This window comes from Variovorax sp. 05N34 (assembly GCF_056397405.1).
The window spans coordinates 224,790-245,443 of sequence record NZ_JBFTNI010000005.1; the positions used below are offsets into that span (position 1 = coordinate 224,790).

Sequence of the window (20,654 nt, forward strand, 5' to 3'; positions counted from 1 at the left end):
TTTAGCTGCATTTGTTAAGCGCCCGCAAGCTGGAGCAAATCGGCGCGTCGCGAAAGTATATGACGTTCTGTCTTTCAACCCCAGTCGATCAAAGCGACCACGCCCAGCGCCAGAAAGATGACGGCGGAGATGCCATGAACAAGCTTGATCGGCACGCGCTTGACGATGCGCTCCCCAAGCCACACGACCGGCGCATTCGCCAGCATCATCCCGAGCGTCGTGCCCAGAACGACCCACGCATAGGCATCCACATAACGCGCCGCGAGCATCACCGTTGCAATCTGCGTCTTGTCGCCCATTTCGGCGAGAAAGAAGGCGATGACGGTCGTGCCAAAAACGCCGAAGCGAGAAGACTTGGGAACCTCGTCGTCCTCGAGCTTGTCGGGGACGAGTATCCACAGCGCCATTGCGATGAACGAGCCACCGAGGATCCAGCGCAGGACGACCGGGCCCAGGAAGTGCGTCACCCAATTTCCGACGGCGCCCGCTAATGCGTGGTTGAGGACTGTGGCGGTGAGGATTCCGAGAACGATCGGCCAAGGCCTGCGGAATCTCGCGGCAAGCACGAGCGAGAGGAGTTGGGTCTTGTCGCCCATCTCGGCGAGAGCGACCACGCCGGTGGCAACGAAAAAAGCTTCCATGAATAAGGATCCCTCGGCCGAAGACGCAATTGACCGTACGACAACTCGGCCGAACCCGAAGTCGCACGGTCAAAGGTCTCGCCAGGCTGTCCGCTGCTTGCGCCATATCCCACTCGATGTAGGACAAGTCTGTTGACGCAAACCCTTCTCGCAATGGAAGGCGGCTACTCCCCGATGACTGCGGGGATTGTAGCGTGGCTTACCTCTTTCATGTAAGTTTGCACTAACATCAAATATATTTTGCGGGCGACATCGGTCCGGGCAAATTCCTACTTGCGCAACTTTTATTTCCCACATAATGCGCGAGCCTCCCTCTGAATTTCAGGTGGAGGTGATTGGGTGATCGGTCAGTTTCGCGCAACATTGGCGGATTCCGCCTTGCGGTGCTCTCGGGACTCCATCGCTTTTTTTACGTGTTTATTAGGAGTCCCTTGATGGGCAACAAACTGTACGTCGGTAATCTGCCTTACTCGGTGCGTGACGGCGATCTCGAGCAGGCTTTCGGCCAATTCGGTGCCGTCACCAGCGCCAAAGTCATGATGGAGCGCGATACCGGGCGCTCCAAGGGCTTCGGCTTTGTAGAGATGGGCAGTGATGCTGAAGCGCAAGCGGCAATCAACGGCATGAACGGCCAGCCCTTGGGCGGCCGCAGCGTTGTGGTCAACGAAGCTCGCCCGATGGAAGCTCGTCCGCCTCGCAGCGGTGGTGGCGGCTACGGCGGCGGCGGTGGTGGTTATGGCGGCGGTGGCGGCGGCTACGGTGGTGGCGGCGGCGGTGGTCGCAGCGGCGGCGGTGGTGGTTACGGCGGCGGCGGTGGCGGCTACGGTGGTGGTGGCAGCCGCAGCGGCGGTGGCGGCGGCGACGGCGGTTTCCGCAGCCCTTACGGTGCTGGCCCTCGTGGCGGCGGCGGTGGTGGTCGCGGCGGCTACGGCGGCGGCAACGGCGGCAACAGCGGCTACTGATTCCTTCCGACCGACGTCGAACAGCAAAAGGGCTCCTTTCAGGGAGCCTTTTTTGATGGCTACTCGCCAGCGCGCTTCTTGCGTCCGCGACCTTGCAGTGCGCGGTCGAACAACGCATTCGGAAGCAGGCGCAAGACCTTCGCGACCACGCCCATTTGCCAAGGGATCACCCGATAGCTGCTGCCCGACTCGATGACACGGAACGCCTTCTCGGCGAAATCGTTCGGCTGCATCAGGAATGGCATGCCGTAGCGATTGCCCTGCGTCAGCGGCGTGTCGACGTACCCAGGCAACACGGTCACTACCTTGACGCCACTGGCCCGCATTTCTCCCCTGAGACTTTCGCAATACGCCACGACACCGGCCTTGCTCGCGCAGTAGGCCCCATGCCCCGGCAGCCCACGTATCGCGGCGACGCTGCCGATGCCGACGAGACGACCGCTCCCCCTTGCCTGCATGGCGCGGAGGAAGGGATGAAAAGTCGCAGCGAGCCCGATGTTGTTGATCGCCAACGTTCGGGCGAGCACGTCAAGATCGTCGCGCTCGGCAGTGTCCATGCCCACGCTGATGCCTGCGTTGGCGATCACCGCGTCGGGAACGCCCTGGCGTTCCAGGCATGCGTTTCCGGCCGCGACAACGCTGTCGATGTCCGCCACGTCGGCGTTGTAGATCTGGCAGCGAGCAGGATCCATCTGCCGTTCCACCGCCCAGGCTTCGATCTCCGCCGTGCGGCGGGCCACGAGCGCGAGATCGTAGCCCGCCGCATAGAAGCGGGCTGCGAGTGCCTGTCCGATGCCGCTGGACGCGCCGGTGATGAAAGCAAGGGTCATGGCTTTCGCTTCGGAGCCGGYGCAGCCATCGCTGCCGACGGCACCAGAAGGCCATGAACGCGACCCTTGAGATTGGCAATACCCGTCAGGTTGTCGTAGTCCATCGAATCGGCGGTGAACGTGTCCGCCCCGCGGGTCAGGATGACCGGCTTGTCCGATTTGACGCGCTCGGTGTCGGTGAAGGCATGCAGGAAATCGCCGCGAAACTCCAGCCGCGGCAGCGGAGCGCCTTTCGGCGTCGTCGCGGCATCGCGAATCACGATGGCATTGTCGAAAAGCTGGATCTCCGTGCCGTCGCCATTCGACAAACCGCGGTTCGCCGACCCGTGCATGACCAGGCCCTGGTCCGAGATGGAACGAAAGCGCACCTCGTCGACCTCGAGCGTGTCAGTGTCCGGATAGTGGCGTCCTTCCTTACCGAAAAGCTCCGTGCGCAAATCGCCGTTCGGTTGAAAGCTCTTGACCACGAAGTCGCGCATGAAGAAGTCGGGGTCGTGCGCCGGCGCTTCCTTGGCGGTGGGTTCGAGCAGCCTCGGCGCATTGCGAACGAGCCAATAGGTTCCCAGCGCGAGGGTGGCAGTCAGGATGAGCGGCAGATAAATCGTGACGCGATCGAATCCGTCGCGCAGGAAACTCCAGGCCGACTTCATGCGGGCAGGCCCCGCGCACCGTCCAGCAGCCGGCGGTAATGTCCGCCAGCCGTCAGGAGCAAGTCGCAGAACTCTCGAGCCGCGCCTTCGCCGCCGCGTGCGTTCGTCACGTGATGGGCAATCGCTCGCACCTCCGTATGGGCGTTCGCGGGTGCGGCCGCGAAGGCTGCGCGCGCAAGCACAGGCAAGTCGGGCCAGTCGTCGCCTATTGCGGCGGCATGTTGCCAGTCGGTTCCGAGGAGCGCGAGCATCGCCTCGGCGGCTGGCAGCTTGTCCTCGGTGCCGTAGCGCACATGCTGGATTCCCAACGCCTCGAGACGCACGCGGAGCGGTTTCGAATCACGCCCGGTGATGACCGCTGGCGTAATGCCCGCCATGCGCAGCAGCTTGAGGCCGTATCCGTCGAGGATGCTGAAACGCTTGAGCGTTTCGCCGTGCTCGCTGAAGTAGACGCCGCCGTCGGTCAGCACGCCATCGACGTCAAAAAACGCGACGCGAATGTCCTGAGCTGCCAAAAGCGTTTCCGGCCGGAATTCAATGGCCATCAAATGACTTTCGCGCGCATGAGATCGTTGATGCTGAGTGCTCCGATCAGGACGCCGGACGCATCCACCACCAGCACGCTGGTGATGCGATGTTGTTCCATGAGGTCGGCCGCTTCAGCAGCCAGCGCATCGGCGCGCAGCGTGCGCGGCCCGACGTGCATGACGTCGCCGGCAGTGAGCGCGCGCAAGTCGGCGCCGGTTTCGACCTGCCGGCGCAGGTCACCGTCGGTAAAGATGCCGATCGCCCGTCCTGTGGGGTCGACCACCGCGGTCGCGCCGAGTCCCTTGGCGCTCATCTCGCGCATCAGGTCACTCAGGCTGGCTGAAGGCGCGACGCGCGGCACGTCGTCGCCCGAGCGCATGACATCGCTGACGTGAGTCAGGAGCTTTCTGCCGAGTGCGCCGCCAGGGTGCGAACGCGCGAAATCATCGGTGCCGAAGCCACGCGCATCGAGCAGGGCGACGGCGAGTGCATCACCCAGCGCCATTTGCGCGGTGGTACTGGCCGTCGGCGCGAGGTTGAGAGGGCAGGCTTCTTTCTCGACGCTGCTGTCGAGCACGATGTCAGCGTGGCGCCCCAAGGTGGAGTCTCGGCGCCCGGTCATGCCGATCAATGGCACGCCTTGCCGCTTGACCACGGGAAGGATGACGGTGAGCTCTTCGACTTCGCCGCTATTGGAGATGGCGAGCACGAGGTCGACCGCCTTGATCATGCCGAGGTCGCCGTGGCTTGCTTCGGCGGGATGCACGAACATGGCCGGAGTGCCCGTCGAAGCGAGCGTGGCAGCGATCTTGCGGCCGACATGGCCGCTCTTGCCCATGCCCATGACGACCACGCGCCCGCGGACATCGAGAATTTTTTGGACCGCCTCGACGAAGCTCGGCCCGACACGCTCCTTCAGTCCGAGGACAGCAGCCGCTTCGATGTCGAAAGTGGTGCGAGCTCGCGCGAGCATGGCTTCAGGGTCGGCAGTCAGGGGCGAGTCGGGGCGAAAGCTCATCGCGGGATTTTATCGGGCGACGCCGGCGCGCCGGAATGCGCGCCGCTGAACCCTCGCACATTCAGTAGCATCAAGCCATGACCTCATTCGACCTGACGCTGATGTACTTGCTGGCCGCGGTCATCGGCGTGGTCGCGTGCCGCTCTCTCAAACTGCCGCCCATGCTTGGCTACCTGGCTTCCGGCGTCTTGATAGGCCCACATGCCTTCGCACTGGCCCAGAACTCCGAAGGCATCCAGCACCTGGGCGAATTCGGCGTCGTCTTCCTGATGTTCGTCATCGGGCTGGAATTCAGCCTCCCCAAGCTCCGCGCGATGCGCAGACACGTGTTTGGGCTCGGTCTTCTGCAGGTGATGTTGACCATCGCTATGGCGACCGCGGGCGCCTTGCTGATCGCCACGGTGCTGCCGCCGCAATGGCGTCTCGATTGGCAGACTGCCCTTGTGCTGTCGGGTGCGCTCACCATGAGCAGCACCGCGATCGTCGTGAAGCTGATGGCTGAACGCCTCGAGCTCGACAGTGAGCACGGCAAGCGCGTCATGGGCGTGCTGCTGTTTCAGGATCTCGCCGTCGTGCCGCTGCTGGTGCTGATTCCGGCTCTGGGCGCACCTCCGGAAGCGCTTCTCAAGGCGCTCGGTCTCGCGTCGATCAAGGCAATCTTCCTGATCGCCGTTCTCCTGTACGGCGGACCGCGCGTGATGCGGTGGTGGCTGACTTTGGTCGCACGGCGGCGCAGCGAAGAGCTGTTCATGCTCAACCTTCTTCTGGTCACCCTCGGACTGGCTTGGCTCACGCAACTGGCTGGCCTGAGCCTGGCTCTGGGAGCCTTCGTCGCAGGCATGCTTGTTTCCGAGACCGAGTTCAAACACCAGGTCGAGACAGACATCCGCCCGTTTCACGACGTACTGCTGGGCTTGTTCTTCATCACGGTCGGGATGTCGCTCGATTGGCATGTCGTCGTTCAGAGGTGGGTATTCGTTGCGGCGCTGCTGCTGATTCCGCTGGCCTTCAAGCTGGCGCTGGTGACGGCGCTCGCGCGCATGCTGGGTGCGACAAGCGGCGTCTCATTGCGCACTGGCTTGTATCTGGCCCAGGCAGGCGAGTTCGGATTCGTGCTCCTGGCGCTGGCACAGGGCCGAGGACTGCTGCCGGAATGGCTCGTCAATCCCGTCCTTGCATCGATGGTGCTGTCGATGCTCTCCACGCCTTTCATCATCATGTACAGCAATCGCATCGTGCGAAAGCTGGTTGCGAGCGACTGGCTCCAGCAATCGTTGCAGATGACAAGCATCGCCCGCAAGACGATCAACACCGCCCAACACGTGATCATCTGCGGGTACGGCCGCTGCGGGCAGAACCTCGCGCGCATGCTGGAGCGCGAAGGCATTCCTTATCTGGCGCTCGATCTCGATCCGGATCGAGTTCGCCAGGCCGCTGCGGCGGGGGACTCCGTCGTGTTTGGCGATGCGGCGCGGCTGCAGGCGCTCATGGCGGCAGGCCTGGCTCGTGCCAGCGCGGTGGTCGTGACCTACCAGGACGTCCCTGGTGCACTGAAGGTGTTGGCCAATACGCGCTCGCATGCACCGCAGGTGCCGGTGATCGTGCGTACACAGGACGATCGCGACCTCGAGAAGCTCCAGGCCGCCGGTGCGACCGAAGTCGTGCCCGAAGCCATCGAAGGATCCCTCATGCTCGCCAGCCACGCGCTCGCACTCGTCGGCGTGCCGATGCGTCGCGTGATCCGCGTGGTGCAGGATCAGCGAGATGCGCGCTACAACCTGCTGCGCGGGTACTTCCATGGCGCCGATGACGACAAGGCCGATGAGGTCGACCATGAGCGGCTCAACACCTTCACTCTTTCGGCGGGAGCGCGCGCCATCGGGCAACCGCTCGCGCGACTTGCGCTTGAAGCATTGGGCGTACGCGTCGCCAGCCTGCGCCGCCGGGACGGAAAGACGGCAGACGCTACGGAGGAAGCGGTGCTCGCGGATGGAGATACGCTGGTGCTGTCAGGCAAACCTGGCGCGCTGGCGATGGCGATCGAGAAGCTGCAGAAGGGGTGAAGCGGGGCCTTGCCCGTCAGTTGAGCAAGGACGGATTCCGCTTTTCTTCCTCGATCTGCTGCTGGCGTCGCACGGCTTCGCACTGAGCGTGCGCCCTGTAGTCGGCCTTGGCACACAGCGCTGCCATGCATCTTGCGCGTGCAAAGAAATTGAGGCCTTCGCAAGCGGACTGCGGACTGGGCGGAGCGGCGGGCGCTGGGGCCGGCTCGGGCGCGGCGACGGGGGATGGCGGAGGCGGAACTGCCGGCGCGGCAATGCGGACCGGTGCCGGCTTGCGCGCCTTGGCAGGCGTGGCGGCAGGCTTGATGGGCGCATCCTGCGGCGGGGGCGCGAGCTGCGGTTCTGCCTGGGGCGGTGGCGGCAGGTGCTCTGCCGCATCAGGAGCCGGCGCCGAAGCGATTGACTCTGAAACAGGAGGCGAAGGCGTCGGCTGGACGACCGGCATGCGATCCAGGACTTTCGCCGGTTCGTTGACGGTTCGCGAGTGGAGTGCATACCAGCCGCCGACCACGACGAGCATCGCAGCGATCAAGCCCCAAGAGGCGATTCGCCTTGACCCGCTCTCGCGCGAGCCCGTTTGGACCGTCTGGGGACTTGCTGCCGACGAGTTTGGACCCTTGGATTGCCATCCGCCCGGCGGAAGAGATGCGGACAACTCTCGCGACGGCGGTGAGTCTTCGACGCGCTCCAACTCGTGCCGCATGGGCACGCGCTGCGTAGCGGGCCAATCCTCTTCAGTGTTCTCTTCCGTATCGGGTCGGGCCTCAGTCGAATTGGCCGGCACAACGAGCCTGAGCCTATGGCCGCAACCCTTGCAGAACTTGGCACCGTCTCGGTTGGCCGTCCGGCAGTCCGCACATATCGGCGGCATAGTCAGGTCACCGCGACCCGTTTCGGCTTGTTCACCATCCGCTTGGCAATCACAGCGCCCAAAGCCAGCGTGAGTTCGAGCGCGAGATTCGGCTGGCGGTTGGACATTTCGGCAAATCGCAACGCCGTCAATCGCCAGACACGGGCCGCACCCGTCGCAACCACATTGGCCGAGCGCGGCAACCGCGAGAAGAATGCGCCCTCGCCGACGACGGAACCCGGATTCAGGATCGCGAGTTGCATCTGCCCCTTTTCGCCGATCAAATGAACGCTGAGTGCGCCCCGTTCAATAAAAAAGAGCGTCCGGTCGACGGCGCCTTGATCGATGAGCACTTGGCCTGCAGGCATGTCGTGGGGTTGTAGATACGAGGCGACCGTTTCCCATTGCTGGGCATTGAAAGCGGGCGCAAACGCGTCGTAACTGGTGTTCTGAGCGATCGCGCGGCAAAGATCTTGAATGCTGGATGACATCGTTGTGAGCCCCTGCTGTGCCTGCTGGAGTATCTGCGGAAGCTTAAATGCATAGTGACACTTGTCACAAGTGCTTGCATTCTCGGTCACTTACCAATACAGAACCGGGAAAAAATCACGCCCAGCAGGTCGTCGGCGCCAAATTCGCCGGTAATTTCGTTCAACGCGTTCTGCGCCAGGCGCAGTTCCTCGGCCAGAAGATCCAGGGACTGGGCTCGTGCTGCCAAGTGCTCTGCCGCCCAGTCGACATGCTGCTCGACGCGCGACAGTGCCTGTACATGGCGTGCCCTGGCCAGGTAGACCCCCTCGGGAACCGACTGCCACCCTGCGACTTCGAGCAGGCGGCCACGAAGCGCTTCGATCCCGAAGCCGGTCCGCGCGGACAGGTTGATGCCTGTGGATTCGGGCGCTGACGGCACTGCGTCCAGCTTGCTCCACACATCGATGACGGGGACGCCGATAGGTAGCTTGGTTGCCAGGGCGCCCGATATCGCCGAGTCCGCTTCCGCGTAGTCCGGCCACTGAGCGCGTGTGAGATCGTGCAGGAAGAGCACTGCGTCTGCGTCCTCGATCTGTCCCCAGGCACGCGCGATGCCGATTTGCTCCACTTCGTCGATGCTGTGGCGCAAGCCGGCCGTGTCCACCACGTGCAGCGGCACCCCGTGGATCTGGATCGTCTGCGAAACCACGTCGCGCGTCGTGCCGGCGACCGAACTGACGATGGCCAGTTCGGCACCGGCCAAAGCATTGAGCAATGAACTCTTGCCGGCGTTCGGTTGACCAGCGATCACGACCTTGATGCCTTCCCGCAACAGCGCGCCCTGCCGCGCACGTTGCTGAACAGACCCCAATTGCGATTTCAGCAAAGTCAGTTGGCCGGCGGCATCGGCTTCCTGCAGAAAATCGATTTCCTCGTCCGGAAAGTCCAGCGTCGCTTCGACCAGCATCCGCAGACGAACCAGGGCGTCGAGCAGTGTGTGGATTTCCTTCGAGAACTCCCCCGACAGCGACCGCCCTGCGCTGCGAGCCGCGGCTTCCGTGCTGGCATCGATCAGATCAGCAATGGCTTCCGCCTGGGCCAGATCGATCTTGCCGTTGAGAAAGGCGCGCTGGCTGAACTCACCGGGCTCGGCGACTCGCAGGCCACTGAGTCGAGGTTGGGCCGTCGCGGCATTGAGTTCAGCGGCAGCCTCAAGGCATCGCGCCAGCAACAGTTGCAGCACGACTGGTCCCCCATGTGCTTGCAGCTCAAGAACATCCTCGCCCGTGAACGAGTGGGGCGCAGGGAAATGGATTGCGAGTCCATGGTCGATGGGCTCTCCCGTGGCGTCCCGAAACGGGAGGTACGTGGCCTCTCGCGGCTTGAGACTTCGGCCGCAGATCGCTGCGATCAGAGGCGCCATCTGCACTCCGGACACTCGCACGATCCCGACGGCACCGCGGCCTGAGGCCGTAGCAATGGCAACGATCGGATCGGTGGGACGCGCAAGCATGGCGTGATTCTTTCAGCAAGAAGGGCCGCTTGCGCGGCCCTTCTTCGATGAGAGTGTGATCGCCCCTACTTCTTGGGGGTCTTGTTGCCAAGCACACCAAGGCGCTTGTTGATGAACCACTGCTGAGCAATCGACAGCACGTTGTTGGTGATCCAGTACAGCACCAGGCCAGCCGGGAAGAAGATGAACATCACGCTGAACGCCAGCGGCATGATCCACATCAGCTTGGCTTGCATCGGGTCCGGCGGCGTCGGATTGAGCCAAGTCTGGAACAGCGATGTCGCGGTCATGACGACCGGCAGGATGAACCATGGATCGGGCGCCGACAAGTCATGGATCCACAGAATCCACGGCGCGTGCCGCATTTCGACAGAGGACAGCAGCACCCAGTACAGCGCGATGAACACAGGGATCTGGATCACGATCGGGAAACAGCCGCCCATGGGGTTGACCTTTTCCTCACGATAGATCCGCATCATCTCCTGCTGCATTTCCTGCGGCTTGTCCTTCAGCCGCTCGCGCATCTCCATGATCTTGGGATTGATGGCCTTCATCTTCGCCATGCTCGCGTAGGCTTTCGCATTGAGCCAGAAGAATGCCGCCTTCAACAGAACGACCAGCGCGACGATCGACCAGCCCCAATTGCCGAGGATTCCGTGCAATTGATTGAGCAGCCAGTAAAGCGGCTTGGAGATGATTGCGAAGATGCCGTAGTCTTTGACCAGATCAAGGCCTGGCGCGAGCGCCTCCAGCTTCTTTTCTTCTTCTGGGCCTGCGAACAGGTTGCTGTCGACGGTCTGCGCAGCCCCCGGTGCAAGCTTGGGCAACTCCAGGACCATGGCTACGGAGAACAGGTTGTTGCCCAGATCCGCCACCCTGAACTCACGCTTGATCGCATCGCTACCCGGCACATTGAGAAGCCATGCGGACACAAAGTAGTGCTGGACCATTGCCACCCAGYCGTTGGTGGCGGGTGCGGGCAGCTCAATCTTGTTCTTCGTGATGTCGGTGAACGCGATCTTCTGGAACTTCTTCTGTTCGGTAAAGATGGCCGGGCCCGTGAAGGTGTTGGTGCCGAACATCGTGCCCGATGCGACCGTGCCATGCCGCACAAACTGCAGATACAGCTGTGCATCCCGCGGCTGGTCACTGACGTTGACGATTTGGTGTTTGACGTGGATGGAGTAGTCGCCACGTTGGAATACGTAGGTCTTGACGTATTTCAGGCCCCCTACCGGCTGAGACTCAAATACCACCTCCAGGCTGTTCTGGCCGTCAGCCAACTCGCGAGGACCGCTCCGCGCGGACATCAGACTCAAGTGATTCGGGAATCGATCGCCCGTATCCACCGGATTCAGAAGCCCTGTCTGCGCGACATAGCGCGTCGCCGGGGATCCGTTTTCCATCAACATCACGGGTCTGGATTCGCTCTGCGCCACGGGCAAACCGACCAGACGACGTGCCCATTCGACCAAACCGCCGTTGTTGGTCTGGTCGACGAATTTGAGCAGTTGCAGCTCGGACAGGGTCCCGCCCTCTCCGTCGATCACCGCTTTGAAAAGGTCTGTCGAGACAGTCACCTTTTCGCCAATCGGAGAAACCGCGCCCTGTGCGGGCACTGCGCTCGTAGAGCTACCGGCCGCGGCGGGCACACCATTGGCCGACGGCGCTGGGGTAGCCGGCGCATTGGCCGGTGCAGCTGTCTTCGTCGACGGAAGGAAGGTCGGCTTGTGGCCGTTGTAGACCTGCCATTGGTCCCATAGCAACACCAGGGAGAAACCAAAAATCACCCACAAGATGGTGCGGCGGATATCGTTCATGAAGAAGACTTCTTGTCGTCGGTAGAGAGAAAGGCGAACAGCGACTTCGATGGCGAAGTCGACTGTTGGGCCTTGGGGGGAACCGGGTCGTGGCCGCCTTGGCACCACGGCTGGCACCTGGCGATGCGACGCAGGGTGAGATAACTGCCAGTCGTTGCGCCGTGCTGCTCGAGCGCTTCGATGGCGTAGACGGAACAAGTGGGCTCGAACCGGCAGGCTTGCCCAAGCCAGGGACTCAGGAGCATGCGGTAGGCCTTGACCAGGCCAATCAACAGGCGCTTCATCATCCGCCAGCCGCAGCGGCTCGTGTCAACAATTGTTGAAGTTCGGCTCGCACGGCTGCCTTGAGCCGATCGGATGTCGCGCTCACGAAGGCCTTGCGATCGAATGCCGCACGGAGACGCACGACATGCGCCGAGCGCTGCAGCAAGCCTTCGGAGGCGGCGCCGCTCACGGTGTAGATCTGGCGCTTGATCGAATTGCGGGTCACTGCGCGGCGCGCCCAGCGTTTGGGGACCATGGCGCCGACCCACACATCGTGCGTGTCGAAGAGCGAAGTCGTGCCCGACTGCACGTCGAACGTGCAGCGGTGCAGTGCGAAGTGGGCAGTGCGCGCCACGGTAGCCCCTGCGAGTACAGCCTGGAACTGTGCGCGGGTCTTGAGCCGCTGCATGGAAGTCAACCGCAGGGCGCCGTCAGAGTATGTTGGCGCACACCGAATGACTGGCAACCGTGCCGATGCGTGCCGTCAGACGGCGAGGCGCTTGCGGCCCTTGGCGCGACGTGCGTTGATGACCGCGCGGCCGCCGCGAGTCTTCATGCGGACCAGGAAACCGTGGGTACGGGCGCGGCGGGTTTTGGATGCTTGATAAGTGCGTTTCATGATGGATTCCTGATGTGACCGGATGACCCGGCAGTCCCGGTATTTGCGCCCCGAGGCGTCAACCCCAAGTCGCCCCGAGCCGCTCCAAGCTGTCCAGAAGACAAAGCCTGGGGCCGACCTGAGCCCGAGATACCCCGAAACACACTAAAGGGTTTTCAGGGAAACCCGCGATTATCACAAAGATTTTGGCGGCAGACAATCCCGTGCCGCCATCCACATCGCCGCAAGAGGCTTCGAAATGGTGTGGATAAGTTTTTGACAAGTTAGAATCGGCGGCGCATCGCGGGTGCGACTATCCACAACACAAACACGAGAGATGGCTGAGGGACAAACCACTTTTCAGAGCACCCATGCCGAGTGACGGCGTTGGTGACAGCCTTTGGCAAGCCTGCGTCGATCAACTCGCGCAGGAACTGTCCGAACAGCAATTCAACACTTGGATCAAACCGCTCACCGCAAGGGTCGCAGACGACTTCTCGCGTGTCACTGTCTTTGTTGCCAACCGGTTCAAGCTGGACTGGATTCGGGCGCAGTATGCGGGCAAGATCGCTTCCATGGCCGAGAACCTTTATGGTCAGCCAGTTGTCATCGAGTTAGCGCTTGCTCCTCGAGAAATCGTTAACCGGCCGACGAGCTTGACGGTCGTGTCAGAGGTCGATGTTCCGCGAGACCTGCCGAGCGCAGGGGAAGATCTGGCAGCCGCCGCATTCAAGAACCGCCTGAACTCGGGTCTCACTTTCGAAACGCTCATCGAAGGTACTGCCAATCGAATGGCGCGCGCCGCGGCGATGCATGTCGCGAGTACTCCCGGCCATCTTTACAACCCGCTTTTCATTTATGGCGGCGTTGGTCTCGGCAAGACGCACTTGATGCATGCCGTCGGCAACCGGCTGTTGACCGACCGGCCGGATGCCAAAGTTCTCTACATCCACGCCGAGCAGTTCGTCTCAGATGTGGTCAAAGCCTATCAGCGCAAGACTTTTGACGAGTTCAAGGAGCGGTATCACTCTCTGGACCTGCTTTTGATCGACGACGTCCAGTTCTTCGCGAACAAGGATCGGACACAAGAAGAATTCTTCAATGCGTTCGAGGCCTTGCTCGCAAAGAAATCGCACATCGTCATGACGAGCGACACCTATCCCAAGGGGCTTGCGGATATCCACGAGCGACTGGTTTCCCGTTTCGATTCAGGGCTCACTGTCGCCATCGAGCCGCCCGAGCTCGAAATGCGCGTTGCGATCCTGATCAACAAGGCGCGCGCCGAAAGCACCGAAATGCCGGAGGAGGTGGCGTTCTTCGTGGCCAAGAACGTCCGTTCCAACGTCCGCGAACTGGAAGGCGCCTTGCGCAAGATCCTCGCTTACTCGCGCTTCAATCAAAAGGAAATCTCCATCGCATTGGCACGGGAAGCACTTCGCGACCTGCTGTCGATCCAGAACCGTCAGATTTCCGTCGAGAACATCCAGAAAACGGTGGCCGACTATTACAAGATCAAGGTCGCGGACATGTATTCGAAGAAGCGGCCGGCCTCGATCGCAAGGCCGCGACAGATCGCGATGTACCTGGCCAAGGAACTGACCCAGAAGAGCCTGCCCGAAATCGGGGAGCTTTTCGGAGGCCGCGATCACACGACCGTACTGCACGCAGTGCGCAAGATTTCCGGTGAGCGGCAGCAGCTCACCGAACTGAATCAGCAACTGCACGTGCTGGAGCAAACGCTCAAGGGATGACGGATGAGCGCTTTACGCAGATTCTCGAGTCCTGTCAAAGGACAACTCTGGGGAAAGTTCAAGCACAAATGACAGCTTGTCCACAGGGCCGTCGCGCGACCCGAAGTTGTTCGCATTTGCACGACATCACGGAAGCACTGCTGCGCACAGCGAACGGAGCTCGCCAAGTCCTTGTCGTAGAAACGGAAAATCGCCCTGTCCACAGGTGGGCGCGCCCCTTATCTACTACTACTAATTTGAATTAAAGAAATAAAGGAAGAGGTAAGAACATGATCGTTTTGAAGTCTACGCAAGACAAAGTCCTCGCAGCGCTGCAGTCGGTGGCGGGTATCGTGGAGCGGCGGCACACCCTGCCGATATTGGCCAATGTGCTTATCCGCAAGACGGGCGGCCAGTTGCAGCTGACCACCAGCGATCTGGAAATCCAGATTCGCACCCAGGCTGAACTGGGTGGCGACGAGGGTAACTTCACGACGACCATTGGCGCGCGCAAGCTGATCGACATCCTGCGGACTATGCCGTCCGACCAGACGGTCAGCCTTGAATCCAGCGCGAACAAGCTGGTGCTCAAGGGTGGCAAGAGTCGCTTCACGCTGCAGTCGCTTCCTGCGGAAGACTTCCCGCTGGTGCAGGAATCCGCCAATTTCGGTCCGGTTTTCAGCGTTCCGCAAAAGACGCTGAAGGATCTGCTGAGCCAGGTGTCGTTCGCGATGGCGGTGCACGACATCCGCTACTACCTCAATGGCATCCTGTTCGTGGCCGAAGGTAAACAGTTGAGCCTCGTGGCAACGGACGGCCATCGGCTGGCGTTCGCGTCGGCAACGCTGGACGTCGAAGTACCCCGCCAGGAAGTGATCCTGCCACGCAAGACAGTCTTGGAAATGCAGCGGCTGCTGTCCGATGCCGAGGGCGCAATCGAGATGCAGTTCGCGAACAACCAGGCCAAGTTCAACTTTGGCGGGATGGAGTTCGTCACGAAGCTAGTCGAAGGCAAGTTCCCCGACTACAACCGCGTGATCCCCAAGAATCACAAGAATTCGGTGACGCTGGGGCGCGCTCCCCTTCTCGCAAGCCTTCAGCGCACGGCGATCCTGACGAGCGAGAAGTTCAAAGGCGTGCGGCTCAACATCGAACCGGGTACCTTGCGCATCGCCTCAAACAATGCCGAGCAGGAAGAAGCGCAGGACGAGCTCGACATCGACTACGGCGGGGACTCGATCGAGATCGGGTTCAACGTGACCTACCTGATCGACGCGCTGACCAATATGAGCCAGGAGATGGTGAAGCTGGATCTCGCCGACTCAAACAGTTCTGTGCTGATGACCATCCCTGAGAACGCCTCCTTCAAGTACGTCGTCATGCCGATGAGGATTTAGCACACCCCCAGGCTTGCCCACTTCGAGTGGCCGCCAACCCCCTTGCAGGGGGCAACACCAGCGGGCCCGGCAAAGCCGGTCCCGCGGTGTTTCCCGAAATGACGGTAGCTCCGGGGCTGCCGATGAGAAAGATTCTGATGAGCGAAGAGAACAAGCTGGAAGTGCCGCACACCGAGCCGGTCTACACCCCTGAGATCGACAACGCGATTCCGATCGAGGTGACGCCGCCGTCGGCCGACACGTCCTATGGCGAAGGTTCCATCACAATCCTCGAAGGTCTGGAGGCAGTTCGCAAACGTCCGGGTATGTACATCGGGGACACGTCGGACGGTACGGGTCTGCACCACCTGGTGTTCGAAGTCGTGGACAACTCGATCGACGAGGCGCTCGCGGGCTACTGCGACGACATCGTTGTCACCATCCACACCGACAATTCGGTGTCAGTGACAGACAACGGCCGCGGCATTCCCACGGGCGTGAAGATGGACGACAAGCACGAGCCCAAGCGCTCGGCGGCGGAGATCGCGCTTACTGAACTGCATGCCGGCGGCAAGTTCAATCAGAACAGCTACAAGGTTTCGGGCGGCCTCCACGGAGTGGGCGTGAGTTGCGTGAACGCGCTCAGCAAAATGCTGCGCCTCACCGTTCGGCGCGAAGGCAAGGTTCACACGCTCGAATTCAGCCAGGGTTTCGTGCAGAACCGCATCCTGGAGACGGTGAACGGCTTCGAAGTCTCGCCGATGAAGGTGACGGGCGAAACCGAAAAGCGCGGCACTGAAGTGCACTTTCTGCCTGACACGGAAATCTTCAAGGAAAACGCGGATTTCCATTACGAGATCCTGAGCAAGCGCCTTCGTGAACTCAGCTTCCTCAACAACGGTGTTCGGATCCGGCTCATCGATGAACGCACGGGCAAGCAAGACGATTTTTCCGGTGCCGGTGGGGTCAAGGGCTTTGTCGAGTTCATCAACAAGGGCAAGACGGTTTTGCATCCGAACGTCTTCTATGCGTCGGGAGAAAAGCCGGCGGATACGTATGGCGGCATCCCCGGAACGCACATCGGCGTCGAAGTCGCGATGCAGTGGAACAGCGGCTACAACGAGCAGGTTCTCTGCTTCACCAACAACATCCCGCAGCGTGATGGCGGCACTCACCTCACCGGCTTGCGTGCGGCGATGACGCGGGTGATCAATAAATACATCGAAGAAAACGAGCTGGCCAAGAAGGCCAAGGTCGAAGTGACCGGCGACGACATGCGCGAAGGCCTTTGCTGCGTGTTGAGCGTAAAAGTGCCGGAGCCCAAGTTTTCGAGCCAGACCAAGGACAAGCTGGTGTCGAGCGAAGTGCGTGCGCCAGTCGAAGACATCGTCGGCCGCTTGCTGTCCGACTATCTCCAGGAGCGGCCCGGCGACGCCAAGATCATCTGCGGCAAGATCGTCGAAGCGGCGCGAGCGCGCGAAGCCGCGCGCAAGGCGCGCGAGATGACGCGCCGGAAGGGCGTGCTCGACGGAATGGGCCTGCCCGGCAAGTTGGCGGATTGCCAGGAGAAGGATCCGGCTCTGTGCGAGGTCTACCTGGTGGAGGGTGACTCCGCGGGCGGATCGGCCAAGCAGGGTCGCGACCGGAAATTCCAGGCCATCCTGCCGCTGCGCGGCAAGATCCTGAACGTCGAAAAAGCGCGCTACGAAAAGCTCCTGACGAGCAACGAAATCTTGACGATGATCACGGCGCTCGGCACCGGCATCGGTCGCGCAGGTGCGACGACTTCAGGCGGCGGTGCCGACGACTTCAATGTGGCCAAGCTGCGCTATCACCGCATCATCATCATGACCGATGCCGACGTGGACGGCGCCCACATCCGCACGCTCCTATTGACCTTCTTCTACCGGCAGATGCCGGAATTGGTCGAACGCGGCCACATCTATATCGCCCAGCCGCCGCTTTACAAGGTGAAGGTCGGCAAGGAAGAGCAATACCTGAAGGATGCGCCCGCGCTCGATGCCTTCTTGCTCAAGGTGGCGCTGAAGGACGCCAGCGTGATGACCGGCGGCGACAAGCCGACGACGCTGAGCGGCGACACCTTGGCTGAACTCGCGCGCAAGCATCAATTGGCGGAAGCCGTGATCGCAAGGCTCGGTGTCTTCCTGGACGCCGCAGCATTGCGCGCGATTGCCGACGGGGTGTCGCTCGACCTCGACACGACAGCCAGTGCCGAGGCGTCGGCCGTCGCGCTCCAGAACAAGCTGCGCGAACTCAACACCACCGGTGCACCGGCGGACGTTTCGAGCGAATTTGACGCGCGAACGGACAAACCGCTTTTGCGTATCAGCCGCCGCCATCACGGCAATATCAAGAGCAGCGTGCTGACCCAGGATTTTGTGCATGGTGCGGATTACGCGGCACTCGCGGAGGCCGCCAAGACATTCCGTGATCTCCTGGGCGAGGGCGCTGTCGTCAAGCGCGGCGAAGGCGACCGAGCCAAGGAAGAAAAGGTCGGCGACTTCCGCGAAGCAATGCGCTGGCTGATCGGCCAGGCCGAGAACGCAACCGCACGCCAGCGCTACAAGGGACTCGGCGAGATGAATCCCGAGCAGTTGTGGGAAACGACCATGGATCCGAACGTGCGGCGCTTGCTGCGCGTTCAGATCGACGACGCCATCGAGGCGGATCGCGTGTTCACGATGCTGATGGGCGACGAGGTCGAGCCGCGCCGCGAATTTATTGAGCAGAACGCGCTTCGGGCGGCCAATATCGACGTTTGAGTTTCGGCTGTCGTTGCGGTAACCAACTGCGGGCTGGGAACCGCAAACTGCGTGTAAACGCTATTCCTAGCCCGACTCTTGCTAAGCAAAATCTCCGGCGGTTTCACGCCATTTTGAGCAAGAGGACAGCACAGCAATGATCCCGAACCGTTTTTGCCGGCCCCTCGCGGCCGCGCTCATCTTCGGTGCTTTCACCTCCGCGCACGCGCTGACGAATCCACCGATCAAGGTGGCGCACGGCATCGAATACATGTGTGGCGGCAGAAGCAGTGATGAAGCGTCGTTCATGAAGACGGTTGCGCCGCGCTGGGCCGCCGCTCTGGAGTTCGGTATCGCGCGATCAGCCCCCGGAGTCCGGTTTCCGTCCGACGTGAGCATCGTCGTGCGGGAGCGGTATTCCAGCAGGGAGGTGATGACGGTTTCAACCGGATCTCCCATCATGGTCGCACGGCTGAATCCAGGTGCCTACGAGATCGATGCGACGATGGGCGGCGTGACGCTCACCCAGCCGCTGATCGTCTTCAACGGACTGGGATCGAAAGCTGTGTTTACGTGGCCCTCGAACGTGGATTTCGCTTCCGAGATGGGATTGCCTCGGCCCGAACATCAGGCTTCCGCCAGCACGGGCGACTGAGTCGGATTCCGCTGCAGGCGGCGCAAAAAAACGCGCTTGCAGTTCAGGTTCTCCTAAGAGTTGTTGCAGATAGTGATGGCGTGAAGCTGGCTTCACATTCATTTGGGCAACAAGAAGGACATCGCGATGAGAACTATGCGTGTTTGGCGACCCGCCGCCACCCTGTTCACAGTGGCCGTCGGTAGCGTGTCGCTTTTCGGTGCAATGGCGGCACATGCGGTCTACAACCCCCCGATCCACATGATGAACGGCGTCGAGTACATGAGCGGCGGCGTGGGGAGCGACGAGGCCGAGTTGATGGAAACCGTCGCGCCTCGATGGCCGGCGACCTTCGAGTTCGCCGTCAAGGACGGAAAGCGCGCGGACTTTGCCGCTGAGGTCGTGGTGACGGTGCGCAATGCATCCGGCGAGACGGTGCTGAGCCGAGTTGTTGCCGATGGCCCTTTCATGGTGGCGCGCCTTGATCCTGGGCACTACGAAGTTGAGGCGACCCTGGGCGGCCAGACGCTGAAGCAGCAGGTGGACATCCTGCCGGGCAGTTCGTCGCGTACGACTTTCGTGTGGCCTGCCGGCACGAGCATCGCAGCGCACTCCTGACGTTCGCTGCTTGCCCACGCGCACTCGCTCGCGCGCGGATATTCGGTCGATATTAATATCGGCCGACCACTGGCACACACCTTGAATGTGCAGCTTCCTGCTCGCACATGGAGGGTCCGGGTTTGCCCGTCCTGCCAGGCGCTCATGCCGCTTCGACCTTTGATCCTCCTCACCACGCTGCTGCACGTCTACATCGGGCTACGGCTGCTGCCTTCGCTGGCCGGCCACGGATTCGGCTGGCCAATGCTCCTGGCAGTGCTGGTTGTCTCTGCGGCGACCATGCCCCTTCCTTTCATCGGCATGCGCTCGAAACGCCGGCAGTTCGCCGATGGCTGGAAATGGATCGGACTTCTGAGCATGGGCTGGTTTTCATCCATGTTCGTGCTCACGATCGTGCGCGATGCGGGCTTGCTTCTGGGTTGGCTTGCGACGCTGGCCGGCGGGTGGGCAGTCGATTGGCCGCACTGGAAGGAACTGAGCGCCATCGCGGTGCCCGTACTTGCCACAGCGACTTCGCTGATAGGCTTTTTCAATGCTCGCCGTACGGCCAGCGTGGTGCGTGTGGACGTGCCGATTCGCGATCTGCCTTCGGCGCTGGCCGGTTTCACGATTGCGCAGCTCAGCGACATCCACGTCGGTCCGACCATCAAGCGAAGCTACATCCAGCGCATCGTCGACGCGGTCAATGGGTTGAGCGCAGACATGATCGCAATCACGGGCGACTTGGTCGATGGAACCGTGTCCGAGCTGCGGGAGCACATCGCGCCCCTCGAGGGACTGCGCGCGAGGCATGGCACATTCGTGGTCACCGGCAACCATGAGTACTACGCCGGCGTTCATGCATGGGTCGACGAGCTTCGACGGCTGGGCCTGCGCGTGCTGCTGAACGAGCACGTGGTGCTGCAGACGCGCAACGTGAGCGGCGCGCAGACCGACGAAGAAGTGCTCGAAAGCGCGCTCGTTGTGGCTGGCGTGACCGACTACACCGGAGCGCATTTCGATGTCGCACATACGAGCGATCCGCAAGGCGCATTGCTGGACGCGCCTCCTCTGGTTCATACGCGCGTGCTGCTCGCGCACCAGCCTCGCACTGCGCCAGCCGCAGCCGAGGCGGGCTATCACCTCCAGCTTTCCGGGCACACCCACGGCGGGCAGTTCTTTCCGTGGAATCTGTTCGTTCCGCTGCAGCAGCCTTTCACGGCCGGCCTGCACAAGCTGCACGAAATGTGGGTCTACACGAGCCGCGGCACCGGCTATTGGGGGCCGCCCAAGCGCTTCGGAGCGCCTTCGGAGATCACGTTGCTGCGCCTCGTGGTGGCGTCCTGA

General features: G+C 61.8%; 20 protein-coding genes and 1 riboswitch. Of the genes, 8 read left to right on the forward strand and 12 right to left on the reverse strand.

Annotated features, from left to right (window positions below; all coding sequences use genetic code 11):
* Window positions 1–74 precede the first annotated feature (74 nt).
* A complete protein-coding gene (locus AC1DMA_RS15700) occupies window positions 75–641 on the reverse strand; it encodes a TMEM165/GDT1 family protein (RefSeq protein ID WP_478144780.1) in 567 nt (188 codons plus the stop codon).
* Window positions 642–653: 12 nt separating this feature from the next.
* A riboswitch (yybP-ykoY riboswitch) is annotated at window positions 654–826 on the reverse strand.
* A gap of 249 nt (window positions 827–1,075) precedes the next feature.
* Here AC1DMA_RS15700 and AC1DMA_RS15705 point away from each other — a divergent pair.
* Window positions 1,076–1,603: an RNA recognition motif domain-containing protein gene (locus tag AC1DMA_RS15705; protein ID WP_478127571.1), complete on the forward strand. Its 528-nt coding sequence runs from the start codon at window positions 1,076–1,078 to the stop codon at window positions 1,601–1,603.
* Between the two features lie 59 nt (window positions 1,604–1,662).
* Here the strand turns inward: AC1DMA_RS15705 and AC1DMA_RS15710 are convergent, their stop codons facing one another.
* The 4 genes from AC1DMA_RS15710 to AC1DMA_RS15725 are packed head-to-tail and all read right to left on the reverse strand — an operon-like array spanning window position 1,663 to window position 4,629.
* A complete protein-coding gene (locus AC1DMA_RS15710; RefSeq protein ID WP_478127572.1) occupies window positions 1,663–2,433 on the reverse strand; it encodes an SDR family oxidoreductase in 771 nt (256 codons plus the stop codon).
* Window positions 2,430–3,083: an LPS export ABC transporter periplasmic protein LptC gene (gene lptC / locus AC1DMA_RS15715; RefSeq protein ID WP_478127573.1), complete on the reverse strand. Its 654-nt coding sequence runs from the start codon at window positions 3,081–3,083 to the stop codon at window positions 2,430–2,432. The genes AC1DMA_RS15710 and lptC overlap by 4 nt, the downstream gene beginning before the upstream one ends.
* Window positions 3,080–3,628, reverse strand: coding sequence for a KdsC family phosphatase (locus AC1DMA_RS15720; protein WP_478127574.1), 549 nt, complete (start codon window positions 3,626–3,628; stop codon window positions 3,080–3,082). Before AC1DMA_RS15720 ends, lptC begins: the two co-directional genes overlap by 4 nt.
* Entirely contained in the window at window positions 3,628–4,629 is a 1,002-nt protein-coding gene (locus tag AC1DMA_RS15725) for a KpsF/GutQ family sugar-phosphate isomerase (RefSeq protein ID WP_478127575.1), read from the reverse strand. Before AC1DMA_RS15725 ends, AC1DMA_RS15720 begins: the two co-directional genes overlap by 1 nt.
* Before the next feature lie 77 nt (window positions 4,630–4,706).
* Between AC1DMA_RS15725 and AC1DMA_RS15730 the strand changes: the two genes are divergently transcribed.
* On the forward strand, window positions 4,707–6,692 hold the full coding sequence (locus AC1DMA_RS15730) for a monovalent cation:proton antiporter family protein (protein ID WP_478144781.1): 1,986 nt from the start codon (window positions 4,707–4,709) through the stop codon (window positions 6,690–6,692).
* Window positions 6,693–6,708: 16 nt separating this feature from the next.
* On the opposite strand, the gene AC1DMA_RS15735 is transcribed toward AC1DMA_RS15730, so the two are convergent.
* From AC1DMA_RS15735 to rpmH, 7 genes are all read right to left on the reverse strand, one after another.
* Window positions 6,709–7,212, reverse strand: coding sequence for a hypothetical protein (locus tag AC1DMA_RS15735; protein WP_478144782.1), 504 nt, complete (start codon window positions 7,210–7,212; stop codon window positions 6,709–6,711).
* 353 nt (window positions 7,213–7,565) lie between these two features.
* Window positions 7,566–8,033 (reverse strand): Crp/Fnr family transcriptional regulator, encoded by a 468-nt coding sequence (locus AC1DMA_RS15740; RefSeq protein ID WP_478127640.1) that lies wholly within the window; start codon window positions 8,031–8,033, stop codon window positions 7,566–7,568.
* 86 nt (window positions 8,034–8,119) lie between these two features.
* Window positions 8,120–9,526, reverse strand: a complete 1,407-nt coding sequence (gene mnmE, locus AC1DMA_RS15745) for a tRNA uridine-5-carboxymethylaminomethyl(34) synthesis GTPase MnmE (protein WP_478127578.1) — start codon at window positions 9,524–9,526, stop codon at window positions 8,120–8,122.
* Window positions 9,527–9,591: 65 nt separating this feature from the next.
* Window positions 9,592–11,346: a membrane protein insertase YidC gene (gene yidC, locus AC1DMA_RS15750; RefSeq protein WP_478144783.1), complete on the reverse strand. Its 1,755-nt coding sequence runs from the start codon at window positions 11,344–11,346 to the stop codon at window positions 9,592–9,594.
* Complete coding sequence (gene yidD, locus AC1DMA_RS15755) at window positions 11,343–11,630, reverse strand: membrane protein insertion efficiency factor YidD (protein WP_478144784.1); 288 nt, start codon at window positions 11,628–11,630, stop codon at window positions 11,343–11,345. The genes yidC and yidD overlap by 4 nt, the downstream gene beginning before the upstream one ends.
* Window positions 11,630–12,019 carry a ribonuclease P protein component gene (locus tag AC1DMA_RS15760; RefSeq protein ID WP_478144936.1) on the reverse strand — a complete coding sequence of 130 codons (390 nt, stop codon included), beginning with the start codon at window positions 12,017–12,019 and terminating at the stop codon, window positions 11,630–11,632. The genes yidD and AC1DMA_RS15760 overlap by 1 nt, the downstream gene beginning before the upstream one ends.
* Before the next feature lie 75 nt (window positions 12,020–12,094).
* A complete protein-coding gene (gene rpmH / locus AC1DMA_RS15765) occupies window positions 12,095–12,229 on the reverse strand; it encodes a 50S ribosomal protein L34 (RefSeq protein WP_047486751.1) in 135 nt (44 codons plus the stop codon).
* A 350-nt stretch (window positions 12,230–12,579) separates the two neighbouring features.
* Between rpmH and dnaA the strand changes: the two genes are divergently transcribed.
* The 6 genes from dnaA (at window position 12,580) to AC1DMA_RS15795 (ending at window position 20,654) form a co-directional block, all read left to right on the forward strand.
* A complete protein-coding gene (gene dnaA / locus AC1DMA_RS15770) occupies window positions 12,580–13,959 on the forward strand; it encodes a chromosomal replication initiator protein DnaA (protein WP_478127581.1) in 1,380 nt (459 codons plus the stop codon).
* Between the two features lie 269 nt (window positions 13,960–14,228).
* Entirely contained in the window at window positions 14,229–15,335 is a 1,107-nt protein-coding gene (gene dnaN / locus AC1DMA_RS15775; RefSeq protein ID WP_478127582.1) for a DNA polymerase III subunit beta, read from the forward strand.
* A 134-nt stretch (window positions 15,336–15,469) separates the two neighbouring features.
* Complete coding sequence (gene gyrB / locus AC1DMA_RS15780) at window positions 15,470–18,097, forward strand: DNA topoisomerase (ATP-hydrolyzing) subunit B (protein ID WP_478127642.1); 2,628 nt, start codon at window positions 15,470–15,472, stop codon at window positions 18,095–18,097.
* A gap of 136 nt (window positions 18,098–18,233) precedes the next feature.
* On the forward strand, window positions 18,234–18,731 hold the full coding sequence (locus tag AC1DMA_RS15785) for a hypothetical protein (RefSeq protein ID WP_478127583.1): 498 nt from the start codon (window positions 18,234–18,236) through the stop codon (window positions 18,729–18,731).
* Window positions 18,732–18,857: 126 nt separating this feature from the next.
* Window positions 18,858–19,328 carry a hypothetical protein gene (locus AC1DMA_RS15790; RefSeq protein WP_478127584.1) on the forward strand — a complete coding sequence of 157 codons (471 nt, stop codon included), beginning with the start codon at window positions 18,858–18,860 and terminating at the stop codon, window positions 19,326–19,328.
* Window positions 19,329–19,472: 144 nt separating this feature from the next.
* Window positions 19,473–20,654: a metallophosphoesterase gene (locus AC1DMA_RS15795; protein ID WP_478127585.1), complete on the forward strand. Its 1,182-nt coding sequence runs from the start codon at window positions 19,473–19,475 to the stop codon at window positions 20,652–20,654.